Annotated in this window: 14 protein-coding genes; 8 read left to right on the top strand and 6 right to left on the bottom strand. The window is 66.4% G+C overall.

What is annotated here, in order from left to right; translation table 11 throughout:
* The first annotated feature begins 60 nt into the window (after nt 1–60).
* Nucleotides 61–657, top strand: coding sequence for a septation protein A (locus tag BN1233_RS01865; RefSeq protein WP_046861781.1), 597 nt, complete (start codon nt 61–63; stop codon nt 655–657).
* Nucleotides 658–663: 6 nt separating this feature from the next.
* Here BN1233_RS01865 and BN1233_RS01860 read toward each other — a convergent pair whose 3' ends face one another.
* The 4 genes from BN1233_RS01860 to BN1233_RS01850 form a co-directional block, all read right to left on the bottom strand.
* Entirely contained in the window at nt 664–2,067 is a 1,404-nt protein-coding gene (locus tag BN1233_RS01860; protein ID WP_048708891.1) for an adenylate/guanylate cyclase domain-containing protein, read from the bottom strand.
* Nucleotides 2,068–2,333: 266 nt separating this feature from the next.
* Nucleotides 2,334–2,903 carry a DsbE family thiol:disulfide interchange protein gene (locus tag BN1233_RS01855; RefSeq protein ID WP_187144239.1) on the bottom strand — a complete coding sequence of 190 codons (570 nt, stop codon included), beginning with the start codon at nt 2,901–2,903 and terminating at the stop codon, nt 2,334–2,336.
* On the bottom strand, nt 2,896–3,054 hold the full coding sequence (gene ccmD / locus BN1233_RS44095; RefSeq protein WP_063776683.1) for a heme exporter protein CcmD: 159 nt from the start codon (nt 3,052–3,054) through the stop codon (nt 2,896–2,898). Before ccmD ends, BN1233_RS01855 begins: the two co-directional genes overlap by 8 nt.
* Complete coding sequence (locus tag BN1233_RS01850) at nt 3,054–3,794, bottom strand: heme ABC transporter permease (RefSeq protein WP_046862365.1); 741 nt, start codon at nt 3,792–3,794, stop codon at nt 3,054–3,056. Before BN1233_RS01850 ends, ccmD begins: the two co-directional genes overlap by 1 nt.
* A gap of 259 nt (nt 3,795–4,053) precedes the next feature.
* Here BN1233_RS01850 and BN1233_RS01845 point away from each other — a divergent pair, with 259 nt between their 5' ends.
* Nucleotides 4,054–5,040, top strand: a complete 987-nt coding sequence (locus BN1233_RS01845; RefSeq protein ID WP_046862364.1) for a M23 family metallopeptidase — start codon at nt 4,054–4,056, stop codon at nt 5,038–5,040.
* Nucleotides 5,041–5,083: 43 nt separating this feature from the next.
* Here the strand turns inward: BN1233_RS01845 and ccmB are convergent, their stop codons facing one another.
* Nucleotides 5,084–5,752, bottom strand: coding sequence for a heme exporter protein CcmB (gene ccmB / locus BN1233_RS01840; RefSeq protein ID WP_046861780.1), 669 nt, complete (start codon nt 5,750–5,752; stop codon nt 5,084–5,086).
* A complete protein-coding gene (gene ccmA / locus BN1233_RS01835; RefSeq protein WP_046861779.1) occupies nt 5,749–6,375 on the bottom strand; it encodes a heme ABC exporter ATP-binding protein CcmA in 627 nt (208 codons plus the stop codon). The genes ccmB and ccmA overlap by 4 nt, the downstream gene beginning before the upstream one ends.
* Nucleotides 6,376–6,607: 232 nt before the next feature.
* Between ccmA and acnA the strand changes: the two genes are divergently transcribed.
* The 6 genes from acnA (at nt 6,608) to BN1233_RS01805 (ending at nt 13,632) form a co-directional block, all read left to right on the top strand.
* Nucleotides 6,608–9,313: an aconitate hydratase AcnA gene (gene acnA, locus BN1233_RS01830; protein ID WP_046861778.1), complete on the top strand. Its 2,706-nt coding sequence runs from the start codon at nt 6,608–6,610 to the stop codon at nt 9,311–9,313.
* Nucleotides 9,314–9,506: 193 nt separating this feature from the next.
* Complete coding sequence (locus tag BN1233_RS01825) at nt 9,507–9,788, top strand: acyl carrier protein (RefSeq protein WP_046861777.1); 282 nt, start codon at nt 9,507–9,509, stop codon at nt 9,786–9,788.
* Nucleotides 9,789–9,793: 5 nt separating this feature from the next.
* Complete coding sequence (locus BN1233_RS01820; protein WP_046861776.1) at nt 9,794–10,252, top strand: 3-hydroxyacyl-ACP dehydratase FabZ family protein; 459 nt, start codon at nt 9,794–9,796, stop codon at nt 10,250–10,252.
* Nucleotides 10,253–10,463: 211 nt separating this feature from the next.
* On the top strand, nt 10,464–11,591 hold the full coding sequence (locus BN1233_RS01815) for a beta-ketoacyl-ACP synthase (RefSeq protein WP_046861775.1): 1,128 nt from the start codon (nt 10,464–10,466) through the stop codon (nt 11,589–11,591).
* Between the two features lie 14 nt (nt 11,592–11,605).
* Nucleotides 11,606–12,880, top strand: a complete 1,275-nt coding sequence (locus BN1233_RS01810) for a beta-ketoacyl-ACP synthase (RefSeq protein WP_187144238.1) — start codon at nt 11,606–11,608, stop codon at nt 12,878–12,880.
* 2 nt (nt 12,881–12,882) lie between these two features.
* Nucleotides 12,883–13,632: an SDR family NAD(P)-dependent oxidoreductase gene (locus BN1233_RS01805; protein ID WP_046861773.1), complete on the top strand. Its 750-nt coding sequence runs from the start codon at nt 12,883–12,885 to the stop codon at nt 13,630–13,632.
* Nucleotides 13,633–13,669: the final 37 nt, after the last annotated feature.

Here is a 13,669-nt window from a genome sequence, read left to right as displayed (position 1 = left end):
CCGGCCGGGTCCATCCGGATCCAGGGTGACTTGTCGTGACCGCTTTGGCAGAGATGAGAGATGACCGACCAGGCAGTTCAACCGCTACAGCGCCCTGCGCTCCACCCGATCGCGAAGCTTGCGCTCGAGCTTGGCCCCCTCGTGCTGTTCTTCCTGGCAAACCAGCGGGCGGGCATCTTCACGGCCACGGCGCTCTTCCTGGCCGCGACGCTCATTGCGCTGGCGATCCATTATGTGCTCGTCCGCAAGCTCCCGATCATGCCCCTCGTGTCCGGAGTCGTGGTGGTCGTGTTCGGCGGTCTGACTCTCGCCCTGCAGGACGAGCTCTTCATCAAGCTGAAGCCGACGATTGTGAACACCCTGTTCGGCGTGGTGCTTCTCGGCGGACTCTTCTTCGGCAAGTCGCTGCTCGCTCTCGTCCTCGACAGCGTGCTCGACCTTACGGAGGAGGGCTGGCGCAAGCTCACGTTCCGTTGGGCGCTGTTCTTCTTCGTACTGGCCATCCTGAACGAGATCGTCTGGCGCACCCAGACCACGGATTTCTGGGTGAGCTTCAAGGTTTTCGGCATCATGCCGCTGACGCTCGTCTTCGCGTTCGCGCAGACGCCGCTGCTCTTGAAATACGAGAAGCGCAAGGAGAGCGGCACTGCCGGGTGAAGTGCCCTATCCGGCGCGCTCCGGACGATCCGGATTCGGCCGCATCAGCGTGATCTGACGCGTCATTCCCGGCAGCCTGTCCCTTCCGACCGGCTCCCAGGCTTCGATCTCACCGGCGCGTGCGACGACCTCTGCGGAGGCCAGCATCGTCGTGCCGGCTTCCTTGTTGGCCTGCTCGATCCGGTTTGCGATGTTCACGGCCTCGCCCACGACCGTGAATTCGAGGCGGGACTCGTCGCCGACAACGCCGCAAAAGACCTCGCCGGCATGGATTCCGAGCCCGATCCGGATTGGTGGATCGAAACGCCGCTTGCGGTTCCAGCGCTCGACGAGACGGATCAGCGTGCGCCCGCAGGCCAGCGCCCGGGCAGCATCGTCATTACCCTCTGCAGGCACGCCGAACAGGATGAGTGCGCCGTCCCCGATGAACTTGTCGACGACGCCGCCGTGCTGCGCGGCCGCGCGGGACACGCGCCGGCGAAAAGAGGAGATGAAAACCGCCAAGCGTGCAGGATCGAGCGTTTCCGCGAGCGCCGAGGAGTCGCGCATATCGACGAACAGGATGACCACCTCCTGCCGCCTTCCCTTGCGCAGAGCTGCGAAGCTCTCGTTCGAGAGAATCGGGGCGAATTCTGCCGGCAGATAGCGCGCCACGGTCAGACGCATCGTCGTTTCCCGGACGGCGCGTTCGAGAAGAGCGCGTCCCTGCCATGCTACGATGATCAGGATCAGCGCCATCGCGAGCAGCATCGCCAGGCGCACGAAATTCGCCTGTGGGCCGAATTCCAGCCCAAAGTGCGCGAGTGCCTGCGGGCGCTCCGAAAGTTCGAGGGAGCCGGCGTTCAGGATGAGCGCGGAGAGCCCGACGATATAGAGGAGTGTCACATAGGCCTGGAGGCGAGGCCGGTAATGGACAGCGCTCGCCGCGATCATGATTGGCACCACCCAGAGCGCCGGCATGGCGGCGACGAAATCGCCCGCGATGCCGGACGCGCGAAGGTTGTAGGCAATGTTCCCCAAAACTAGGACTGCGTCCGTCGTCGCCGTTGCGACGGGCAGAAAGCGCAGCGGCCTGCGTCGCGAGGCAAGCCACCAGCCTATCACGCCGACGATCCCGAACAGAACGATCGTGATCTGCGCCGCCTGAAGCTGGCGAACGAGCACCGGATTGTTCCGCGGCACCTCGTCGACTGCGACGGCGATCGTAAGCAGGAGCAGAACTGCGACACTCACCCGAGCGAGGCCTGCGCGGAGTTCGGCCAGCTGCGCCGCTTCGCTCAGGAGACGTCTCGTCGCCTCGTCCGGGTTGAGCCGGAATATGGCCGCGGGATTTGCAAGGCGCCGCCAAAGGGAGGAGCGCAATCCCTGCAGGCCGAGGACAGCGGCCAATCTTGGGACGAGCGTCTTCACCAGCGAGCCACCCGGCGTCCGCCGCTCGGGATGGATCCCGGTCTGCCTGCACGTGCTGTGCCGCTCATGCCCTACTCACAACATTCGTGAGCCGGACGACGGCAGAGGCGGATCTTCAATAGGCTGTGAAGGCTCGGCATCCACGTGTGACCGCTACTCCAAGTGTGTCCGGACGGGCACCATGCCAATGTTCCGGTCGACTGCCCGCTAGAGCGGGGAGTTCGTTAGTTCTGGAGCGCTGAAGCGAAAAATCCCGCGGGCTGAGATCAACTCTGCGCCTGGAGCGCCGCCTTGAAGCCGGGCAGCGCTTCCGGGGTCAGCGGGCCGATATGCTTGTGGCGGATCGTGCCGTCCGGGCCGACGATGAAGGTTTCCGGCACCCCGTAGACGCCCCAGTCGATGGCAGTGCGTCCGTTGGGATCGACCCCGACCGCAGCGTAGGGGTTGCCGAGAGCGCCGAGAAAGCGGCGGGCATTCTCGGCCTTGTCCTTGTAGTTGATCCCGACGACGCGGATCGACGGATCCTGCGCGAGTTCGACGAGGAGCGGGTGCTCCTGCCGGCAGGGCGCGCACCAGGAGGCCCAGACGTTCACGACGGTCGTGCGGCCCTTCAGATCCTCGGTCGAAAGGCCCGGGATCGGCTTGCCGGCGGCATGCAATCCTTCGAGCGGCTCCAGATTGAAAGTCGGAACGGGGCGGCCGATGAGTGCCGACGGCACACGGGACGGATCTCCCGAGAACAGGCGGAACACGAAGAGGATCGCGAGCCCGAAGAAAAAAAGGACAGGAAGCAGGAACAGGAGGCGCCGCCTCGACCACGGCTCCGTCTCAACCACGATCGGCCCTCCTGCGCATGCCGCGGCGCTCGAGTTTCTCAAGCGCGCGGGTCTGCGCCCGATAGTCGACGATCTCCCAGGCGATCAGGACTGCCACGACGAGGCCCGTGAAGAGATAGGCCGCGATGATGAAAGTCGCATGCGGGCCCATCAGGCGGCCTGCATGTCGAGACGCTCGGCCTCGAGAATCGTGAGGGTGCGAACCCTGCGCCGGAGGATCTCCGTACGCATGCCAGCGAGATGCAGGGAGATTCCGACGACGGTCGCCGCGAGTGCCATCACGAGAAGCGGATACAGCATGCTCGGATGGATCGTCGGCCCATCGAGACGCAGCACGGAGGCAGGCTGGTGCAGCGTATTCCACCAATCGACGGAGAACTTGATGATCGGGAGGTTCACGGCGCCGACCAGGGTCAGGATCGACACGGCGCGGGCCGCGCGGGCCGGCTCCTCGACCGTACGCCAGAGCGCCAGGACGCCGCAATACAAGAGGAAAAGCACGAGCACTGAGGTCAGGCGCGCATCCCATTCCCAATAGGTGCCCCACATCGGCCGGCCCCACAGGGAGCCTGTCACGAGGCAGATGAGCGTGAAGGCCGCCCCGATCGGCGCCGCCGCCTTCTGGGACACGTCGGCCAGCGGATGCCGCCAGACCAGCGTGCCGATCGCCGACAGGGCCATCAGGCTGTAGAAGAACATCCCGAGCCAAGCGGCGGGCACGTGGAGGAACATGATCCGGACCGTCTCGCCCTGCTGGTAATCCGGGGGCGCGACGAACCACGCGAGATAAAGCCCCGCGAGCACGAGCAAGGCCCCGGCACCTGCAAGCCAAGGCAGGAGCCGTCCGCTGTAGCTCATGAAGCGAGCCGGGTTTGCGAGCGCAAGGATCATGGACGCCGATTTAGCCTTCCCGTTTCGCCCCCGCAATGCGGCACGGATGGGCCGGTTCCGCCGATGCCTGCGAGGAAAGGCGGCCGGACGGCCAGCGGCCATGCCTCGTTTCCGCATGACCTGATAGAGGCGGAGCTTTTCGGGTGACTTCCAGGTCGGAAAGCGCATGATGGCTCATCGACCCGAGATTTCTGGCCGGGCTTTCGCAAGAAGCGGCGCGGTCCAGGCGATCCGCAGGTCGGACGGGCGGGGTGGGCCGATGAGCTGGATCCGTGCTTTCTGTCTCGGCATCGCGCTGGTGCCGACGGCAGCCACTGCGGAAGAGACCAGGTTTCAACTGCCCATCGATTGCGAGATCGGGCACACCTGCTTCGTCCAGAACTACGTCGATCACGATCCCGGTCCGGAAGCCCGGGACTTCGCCTGCGGGACGCTCACCTATCAGGGACACACCGGAACCGACTTCCGGGTGCCCACGCTCGTCGACATGAACAACGGCGTCGCGGTTCTCGCGGCGGCACCCGGGCAGGTGAAAAGGATACGCGACGGCGTGCCCGATATCCCGGTGCGCGCTCGTCCGGAAGGCCAGGTGCAGGGGGTTGAATGCGGCAACGGCATCGTGATCGCCCATGAGGACGGCCTCGAAACGCAATATTGCCATCTGCAACGGGGCAGCGTGCGCGTGAAGCCGGGAGACCGCATCCCAGCCGGCTACCCGATCGGTCGCGTCGGTCTCTCCGGCCTCACGGAATATCCGCACCTGCACTTCACGGTCCGTCAGAACGGCAGGATCATCGATCCCTTCGCGGCCGATCTTGAACCTGGAGCCTGTGGAGAGGGGCTATCCCTCTGGAGCGAGAGCGTCGCAAAGTCGCTCGTCTACCGTCCCGGCGCCTTGCTGAACCGAGGCTTTGCGTCCGGCGCCGTGACCATGAAGGCCATCGAGATAGGAGAGGCTGGCCGGGTTGCACCGGAGCGGGACGCCCCGGCCATCGTCGCCTTCATCCGTGCCATCGGGCTGAAGGCCGGCGACGTGCAGCATCTTTCTCTTGCCGGACCCGACGGCCGCATCATGGCCGCTGATACGGATCCGCCCCTCGACGGCCCGAAGGCACAGTATTTCAAGTTCGTCGGATTGAAACGGCCACCCGGAGGGTGGCTCTCGGGGCGGTACACGGCCCGCTACCAGGTGATCCGCGGCGGCGAGCCGGCGATCGAGGAGACGTTTACCCTCGACCTGCCATGAGGTCGGCCCCGCGGCTCGCTCACGGCCGGACAAGGGCGGCCAGTCATTCGGGCGACCGCAGAGCCGCCGCCGCGCCGATCGTCCCGATCACGGCCGACACGAGGGTGATTGCGGCCAGGATGAGCATGGGGGTCGCGAAGGGAATCGTGCCCCCGGTGGCGGAATTCGCCGCTGAAACCCCGAAAATCAGCGTCGGGATCATGAGCGGCAGGACGAGAATCGCGAGAATCTGGCCGCCACGGCGTAGCGAGGCCGTGAGCGCCGCGCCGACGGCCCCCACGAAGGTCAGCGCCGGCGTGCCGACGACGAGCGTCGCGACCATGGCGGCCATGGCCTCTGGCGAGAGGGCGACGAGAAGCCCGAAGAGGGGAGAGGCGAGCGCGAGCGGGAGCCCGGTCGTGAGCCAGTGGGCGAGAACCTTGGCGAGGACCATCATCTCGAGCGGCACGGGCGCGGCCCGCAGGAGATCGAGCGATCCGTCCTCCTCATCGGCCTGAAACAGGCGGTCGAGCCCGATCAACGTGGCCAGCACCGCCGCGATCCAGAGAATCGCCGGGCCGATCCGGGACAAAAGGTTGAGGTCCGGCCCGATCGCGAAGGGGACCAGCGTGACGACCATGAGGAAGAAGATCAGCCCGAGCGCCCCCGAGCCTCCGATCCGGGTCGCGAGAGCGAGGTCACGCCGGAGCAGCGCCGCAAAAGCGGATCTCATGACGCCGCTCCTCTGCCGGCCCCGTCGGATCCGATCCGGATCTCCTGGGCGGCTAGCCCGAGAGGAGCATGGGTCGCGGCGATGATCAGGCCGCCACCGGCGATATGCTCCTGCATGAGGGTCAGGAGCGTGGCCTGCGATCTCGCGTCGAGCGCGGCCGTCGGCTCGTCGAGCAGCCAGAGTGGGCGATGCGCCACAAGCAGGCGGGCGAGCGCGACGCGCCGGCGCTGGCCCGCCGAAAGATAGGCGACCGGCAAATCCACTGCATGGGCCAGGCCGACCCGCTCAAGGGCCTCTTCGGGCTCCAGGGCGGGGTTGCCGAACAGGTCACGGCAGAAAGCGAGATTCTCGCGCGCCGTCAGGACTGCCTTCAGCCCGTCACGGTGGCCGACGGCATGGAGGCGCTCCACCAGCGGCGTGTCGTCCGACCCGTTCCCCTCCGTGGTGATGCGTCCGGCAGACGGGGTGATCGCGCCCGCGAGCGCCGCCAGAAGGGTGGACTTCCCGGCGCCGTTCCGGCCCGTCACCACGAGAGCCTCCCCGGATCCGATCCGGAACGAGAGACCCTCGAAAACGAGGCGCCCGCCGCGCCGGCAGGCCAGATTCTCGACGAGGATTCTCACCCCAACCCCTGTTGCTCGATGGCGGCCGGCAGCCCTGTGCCGAGCCGCTCCGTGGCGGAACGCTGTAGCGGGCGCGGCCGATTTGATCTATAGAGCCGACGGCTGCGCCGCGCGCCAAGGCGTCCAATCCGTCTCGCGCGTTTCCACCAGTCCGGGCGCTCCCGGGGCGGCGCGCGCATTCGCGCAATTCGGCCGAACGATCGTTCGTGTGAAACCGCTCGCGAGGATAGCCATGACGCATTCCAACAACTTCAATGCGCGCCAGACCCTGACCGTCGGCGCCAAGACCTACACCTATTTCTCCCTGGCCGAAGCCGAGAAGAACGGCCTCAAGGGCATCTCGAAACTGCCCTTCTCGATGCGGGTGCTGCTCGAGAATCTGCTGCGCTATGAGGACGGCCGCACCGTGACCCGCGCCGACATTGAGGCGGTCGCCGCCTGGCTCCAGAACCGCGGCAGGGTCGAGAAGGAGATCGCCTTCCGGCCGGCGCGCGTCCTCATGCAGGACTTCACCGGCGTGCCCGCGGTCGTCGATCTCGCAGCCATGCGCGACGCCATGAAAACACTCGGCGGCGATCCGCGCCGGATCAACCCGCTCGTCCCGGTCGATCTCGTGATCGATCACTCGGTGATCGTCGACGAGTTCGGGACTCCGATGGCTTTCGCGAAGAACGTCGACCTCGAATACAAGCGCAATGGCGAGCGTTACCGCTTCCTGAAATGGGGGCAGACGGCCTTCACGAATTTCTCGGTGGTGCCGCCCGGGACGGGCATCTGTCACCAGGTCAATCTCGAATTCCTGTCGCAGACGGTCTGGACCCGGAAATACGAGGCCGAGGCCGAGGAAGTGGCCTATCCGGACACGCTCGTCGGAACCGATTCCCACACCACGATGGTGAACGGCCTGTCTGTGCTCGGCTGGGGCGTCGGCGGAATCGAGGCGGAGGCCGCGATGCTCGGCCAGCCGATCTCGATGCTCATCCCCGAGGTCGTCGGCTTCAAGCTGACCGGCCGCTTGCGCGAGGGCGTCACGGCGACGGACCTCGTGCTGACGGTCACACAGATGCTCCGCAAGAAGGGCGTCGTCGGCAAGTTCGTGGAGTTCTACGGGCCCGGCCTCAATGACATGACGGTGGCCGACCGCGCGACGATCGGCAACATGGCGCCGGAATACGGGGCGACCTGCGGCTTCTTCCCGGTCGACCAGAAAACCATCGATTATCTGCGCACCACCGGCCGGACGGACGAGCGCATCGCGCTCGTCGAGGCCTACGCCAAGGCGCAGGGCACGTGGCGCACTGCGGACACGCCGGATCCCGTCTTCACGGACACGCTCGAACTCGACCTCGGCGATGTCGGCCCGTCGCTTGCCGGCCCGAAGCGCCCGCAGGATCGGGTGACTCTCGAAGGCGCGAAGACCGAGTTCACGAACGCGATGGACAAGGAGTTCCGCAAGGCCTCCGAACTCGGCCGTCGCGTGAAGGTCGAGGATGCCAATTTCGACATCGGCCACGGCGACGTCGTGATCGCGGCGATCACCTCCTGCACGAACACGTCGAACCCGAGCGTGATGATCGGCGCCGGACTTCTCGCCCGCAATGCCGTCGCCAAGGGCCTCAAGACGAAGCCTTGGGTGAAGACGTCGCTCGCGCCGGGTTCGCAGATCGTCGCCGAGTATTTCGCAAAGGCGGGCCTGCAGGAGGACCTCGACCGGCTCGGCTTCAACCTCGTGGGCTTCGGCTGCACGACCTGCATCGGCAATTCGGGTCCGCTGCCCGCCAATGTCTCGAAAGCCATCAACGACAACGATCTCGTGGCCGTGTCGGTGCTCTCGGGCAACCGCAACTTCGAGGGTCGCGTCAACCCGGATGTTCGCGCGAACTATCTGGCTTCGCCGCCGCTCGTCGTGGCCTACGCGCTCGCGGGAACGATGCTCATCGACCTCACGACGGAGCCATTGGGGACAGGCTCCGACGGACAGCCCGTCTACCTCAAGGACATCTGGCCGTCCTCGAGCGAGGTGCAGGCGTTCATCGATCGCACAGTCACGAGCGAGCTCTTCAAAACTCGCTACGCGGACGTGTTCACGGGTGACGAGAACTGGAAGAAGGTCACGGTCGAGCCCGGCCTCACCTTCGAGTGGGACATCGGCTCCACCTACGTGCAGAACCCGCCCTATTTCGAGGGTATGACGCGGGAGCCGAAGCCCGTGACGGACATCGTCTCCGCGCGCATCCTCGGCCTGTTCCTCGATTCGATCACGACCGACCACATCTCGCCGGCCGGCAACATCCGGGCGAACTCGCCGGCGGGCCATTACCTACAGGAGCACCAGGTCGCCGTCGCGGACTTCAACCAGTACGGAACCCGGCGAGGCAATCACGAGGTGATGATGCGCGGGACCTTCGCGAACATCCGGATCAAGAACCAGATGGTGCGCGACGAGTCCGGCAATGCGGTCGAGGGCGGCTACACCATCCACCACCCCTCGGGCGAGCGCATGTTCATCTACGATGCGGCCATGCGCTACCAGAGCGAGAACGTTCCGCTCGTCGTGATCGCCGGCAAGGAATACGGCACCGGCTCGTCGCGCGACTGGGCCGCGAAGGGAACGAAGCTTCTCGGCATCCGGGCGGTGATCGCCGAGAGCTTCGAGCGCATCCACCGCTCGAACCTGGTCGGAATGGGCGTCGTGCCGCTGGTGTTCGAAGAGGGGACCTCCTGGCAGAGCCTCGGACTCAAGGGCGACGAGACCGTCACCATCCGCGGCCTGGCCGGCGATCTGCGGCCTCGGCAGCGTCTCGAGGTGGAGATCACCTCTGCGGACGGCGCCGTGAAGCGCATTCCGGTGATCTGCCGGATCGATACGCTCGACGAGCTGGAATATTTCCGCAACGGCGGCATCCTCCACTACGTCCTGCGTCAGCTCGCGGCCTGAATGATCAATAAAGGGTGACCGCCCGGAATCCGGGCGACACCTCACCAGATGGCTGGGGCGGCGGGTGTTGCCGCCCCGGTTCCCCTCGTGTAAGGGGGCCAACTCAAGCACGTTGGAACTGGCGACCGGGGGATGGGCCTTAAGCCCGGCGGACGTCGCGCTTCCAGAAAAACCCGTTCAGGAGAGCGAGGCGATGTCCTCCACCTTCGACACCGTTGCCGGCATCATTGCCGAGACAGCCGATATTCCGCGCGAGCAGATCACACCCGAGAGCCACGCGATCGATGACCTCGGGATCGATTCGCTGGCGTTTCTCGATATCGCGTTCGCGGTCGACAAGGCCTTCGGAATCAAGCTCCCGCTCGAGCAGTGGACGCAGGAGGTTAACGAGGGGAAGGTTCCGGCAGAGGAATACTTCGTGCTCAAGAATCTCGTCTCCCGCATCGACGCGCTGGTGGCTGCGAAGAACGCATAGCGCGCATGCGCCTGGAATATTTCGAGATGATCGACCGCGTCGTTGCGTTCGATCGCGACGCGCAGCGGATCGAGACCCGGTCGACGGTGCCGGACGAGAGTCCGGTGTTTGAAGGCCATTTCCCGGGACATCCGCTCGTCCCCGGCGTGCTCCTGACCGAGACCATGGCACAAGCCTCGGGCTATCTCGTGCTCGGGCTCATGAATTTTACGCACATGCCGTTTCTCATGGCCGTCGACAAGGCGCGGTTCCGCACCTTCGTGGGCCCCGGCACGATCCTCTCGACCGAGGCGCATCTCGAGCACGAAGGCTCGGGCTACGCCGTCACGCGGGCGAAGATCGCGGTCGACGGCAAGGCCATCTGCGACGCGGAGCTCCGCTTCAAGACCATGCCCTTCCCGGCCGGCCTCGACGAGAAGATGCGCGCCCAGGGGCGGCGCATTGGGATGCCGGAGGGGGTATGACTTCCGCCTTAGTGTTACGCTGTCCTTGCGACGTCGGCGCTGCCACCCTCACCCGCCCCTTCGGGGCGATCTCTCCCGTCAAGGGAGAGGTGAAGAGGGCGGCGCTCGCACGTCACCTCCCTCCCAGAGGGAGAGGTCGGACGCGGAGCGTCCGGGTGAGGGGGGAAACCCCACGCCCGCAGAGTGAGCACAATCCGCCCCAGGAGTCCGCATGACGCGCGAGGTGGTCATTACCGGCATCGGGCTCGTCTCCTGCGCGGGAGAGGGCGTCGAGGCGCATCTCGAGGCGATGTCGTCCGGTGCGCCGCCGCGCGCCGATGCGGAAACCTACGCGCCTTACCCGGTCCACCCGGTCGTGCCGGTCGATTTCGACCGCCAGATCCCGAAGAAATCCGATCAGCGCCAGATGGAGGCCTGGCAGCGCCTCGGCACTTATGCCGCCGGCATGGCGCTCGATTCGGCCGCGGCGAAGGACGATACCGACCTGAAGGCGCGCATGCACCTCATCGTCGCGGCGGGCGGCGGGGAACGGGATTACGCGGCCGATTCCGCGATCCTGAGCGGACTTCGGACGGCGCCAGACCCGGGCGTCTTCCTGAACCAACATCTCATGAGCGATCTGAGGCCGACGCTCTTCCTCGCGCAGCTGTCCAACCTCCTCGCCGGCAACATCTCGATCGTGCACGGCGTGACCGGCGCCTCACGCACATTCATGGGCGAGGAATCGAGCGGAACCGATGCGATCCGCATCGCACAGGCCCGTATCGCTTCGGGGCAGGACGACATCTTCCTGGTCGGCGGTTCCTACAATGCCGAGCGGCCCGACGCTCTCCTCGTCCACGCCATGGGCGGGTTTCTCTGGAAGCATCCGTATCGCCCGGTCTTCGACCGTGGCCCCGAGGGTGGCTTGGTGCTAGCAAGCGGCGGCGCATTCCTGGTCCTGGAAGCCAGGGAGCATGCCGAGGAACGGGGTGTCAGGCCGCTCGCGAAGGTGGCAGGTGTCGTCTCCGACCGCTCGCGCCGGGAGCCCGGCAGCGTGAAGCGGATGATTGCGACGCTCGGCGCGCGCCTTGAGGCCCATCCCGATCTCGTGATCTCCGGCGCGACGGGTGTTGCACCGATCACGGCCGAGGAACAGGATGCCCTGCGCGAGTTGGCACCCCGAGCGCGCCTCCACGCAACGGGGGATGTCACCGGACATCTCCTCGAAGCCCAGGCATCCGCTGGCGTCGGGCTAGCAGCGGCAATGATCGCGCGCGGCGAGGCCGGCGAAGCGCTCGTCACGGCAATGGGCCACCGCCGCGGCGAGGGCATGATCCGCGTGACGCGAGTCTCCTGAGAAAGAATCGAATCATGGCGCTGAAGGACCGAAAAGGCCGTCCCGTCGTCGCCGTTACCGGCATGGGTGTCGTGACATCGGTCGGGCACGGCAAGGAGGATACCTGGGCCGCCCTCACGGCTGGACGATCGGGCATCAAGACCGTCACGCGGTTCCCGACCGAGGGATTGCGCACGCGCATCGCCGGGACGGTCGACGATGTTCCGGTGAAACCATTCTGCGCGCCCGTCCTCTCGGAGCGGCTCGCGACGCTTGCGGCCGAGGAGGCGATCGGCGAGTCGGGACTGGCGTCCCACGATTTTCCGGGGGCACTGTTCGTCGCGGTCCCGCCAGTCGAGATGGAATGGCCGCAGCGCGAGGCGCTGGCCGAGGCGTCGGGCCAAGCCGGAGAACTGACCTATCGCGATCTCCTCGCGGCGGCGGCAACCGGCCGCTTCGCGAACTGGCACGATCTCTTCATCTTCGGAACGGTCGCCGACCGGCTGGCCGAGCGGTTCGGGACCCGAGGATCGCCGATCTCGCTCTCGACCGCCTGCTCCTCCGGCGCTACGGCAATCCAACTCGGCGTCGAGGCTATCCGGCGCGGCGAAACGCAGGCAGCGCTCTGCATTGGCACGGACGGTTCCGTGAACCCGGAATCACTCATCCGCTTCTCGCTTCTCTCGGCGCTCTCGACCCAGAACGACACGCCCGAAGCTGCCTCGAAGCCGTTCTCCAAGAACCGGGACGGATTCGTCATGGGCGAAGGCGCCGCCGCCCTCGTCCTCGAAGATGCCGAGCACGCGCGGGCCCGCGGCGCCCGCATCCTGGGTTATGTCCTGGGCTGCGGGGAGCGCGGCGACGGCTTCCACCGGACGCGCTCGAGCCCGGACGGAGCCCCGATCATCGCCGCGATCCGGAACGCCCTGGACGATGCCGGGCTGGAGCCCGACGCCATCGACAGCGTGAACGCCCACGGCACCGGCACGCCCGAGAACGACAAGATGGAGGCCATGGGCTGCATGGCGGTGTTCGGCGAACGCATGAAGAGCGTGCCGATCTCGTCGAACAAGTCGATGCTCGGCCACACCCTGACTGCCGCGGGCGCGGTCGAGGCGGTCGTCTCGCTCCTCACGATCGGCCGCGGCCGGATCCCGCCGACGATCAATTACGCGATTCCGGACCCGGCCATTCCCCTCGATGTCGTGCCGAACGTCGCCCGTGATGTGCCGGTGACGCGCGTGCTCTCGAACTCCTTCGGCTTCGGCGGACAGAACACCTGTCTCGTCTTCGGCGTGGAGCCGCATTAGCGATGCGAGAGCGCGTTCTCGTCACCGGGGGCGGCAAGGGCGTCGGTGCGGCCATCGTGCGGGCGCTCGTGGCGGCGGGCCATGACGTCCATTTCACCTACCGGTCCTCGGGCGAGGCCGCGCAGGCGCTCGCGGCAGATCTCGCCGCCGCCCATCCCGGCGCAACCGTCACGCCGCGCGAGCTCGATCTCGCCGACAAGACCGCCATCGAGGCGTTCTGCGAGACGCTCGCCGACGAGGCCTATTTCGGCTTCGTGCACAATGCCGGCCAGCCCTATGACGTGCTCGCCGCCACCATGGCCCAGGACAAGGCCGAGGCGGCGATGCAGGTGAATTTCTGGTCGATGACCCGGATCGCCAAGACGCTCCTGCGCGGCATGATCCGCAGCCGCAACGGCCGCATCGTCGCCATCGGCTCGGTGGCGGCGCTGCAGGGCAATCCCGGCAACGCGGCCTATGCGGCCTCGAAAGGCGCGCTCCTGTCCTACGCCCGGACGCTCGCGATCGAGACCGCCAAACGCGGCATCACGGTCAACGTGATCGCGCCCGGCTTCATCGACACCGACATGATGGCGCCCTATGCCACCTACCGGGCCGGTATGGAAAAGCAGATCCCGGCCGGCCGCTTTGCGAAACCCGAGGAGATCGCCGGCATGGCGGCCTTCCTCCTCAGCGAGCCCGCGGCCTATATCACCGGCACAACCCTTCCGGTCGATGGCGGGCTCACTGCCATGATCGGAGTGCATCGCTGATATTCCGCTCCGCTCCGACGCGGTGCGGTATGTTGCG

It is taken from the genome of Microvirga massiliensis (genome assembly GCF_001006805.1).
In the GTDB taxonomy this organism is placed as follows: Bacteria; Pseudomonadota; Alphaproteobacteria; order Rhizobiales; family Beijerinckiaceae; genus Microvirga; species Microvirga massiliensis.
This window is presented reverse-complemented; position numbering and strand designations above follow the sequence as displayed.

Coding starts and splice junctions, on each gene's coding strand:
- BN1233_RS01865 (WP_046861781.1), top strand. CDS start 61: ATGACCGACCAGGCAGTTCAACCGCTACAGCGCCCTGCGCTCCACCCG.
- ccmD (WP_063776683.1), bottom strand. CDS start 3,054: ATGGGCCCGCATGCGACTTTCATCATCGCGGCCTATCTCTTCACGGGC.
- BN1233_RS01850 (WP_046862365.1), bottom strand. CDS start 3,794: ATGATCCTTGCGCTCGCAAACCCGGCTCGCTTCATGAGCTACAGCGGA.
- BN1233_RS01845 (WP_046862364.1), top strand. CDS start 4,054: ATGAGCTGGATCCGTGCTTTCTGTCTCGGCATCGCGCTGGTGCCGACG.
- ccmB (WP_046861780.1), bottom strand. CDS start 5,752: ATGAGATCCGCTTTTGCGGCGCTGCTCCGGCGTGACCTCGCTCTCGCG.
- acnA (WP_046861778.1), top strand. CDS start 6,608: ATGACGCATTCCAACAACTTCAATGCGCGCCAGACCCTGACCGTCGGC.
- BN1233_RS01825 (WP_046861777.1), top strand. CDS start 9,507: ATGTCCTCCACCTTCGACACCGTTGCCGGCATCATTGCCGAGACAGCC.
- BN1233_RS01820 (WP_046861776.1), top strand. CDS start 9,794: ATGCGCCTGGAATATTTCGAGATGATCGACCGCGTCGTTGCGTTCGAT.
- BN1233_RS01815 (WP_046861775.1), top strand. CDS start 10,464: ATGACGCGCGAGGTGGTCATTACCGGCATCGGGCTCGTCTCCTGCGCG.
- BN1233_RS01810 (WP_187144238.1), top strand. CDS start 11,606: ATGGCGCTGAAGGACCGAAAAGGCCGTCCCGTCGTCGCCGTTACCGGC.
- BN1233_RS01805 (WP_046861773.1), top strand. CDS start 12,883: ATGCGAGAGCGCGTTCTCGTCACCGGGGGCGGCAAGGGCGTCGGTGCG.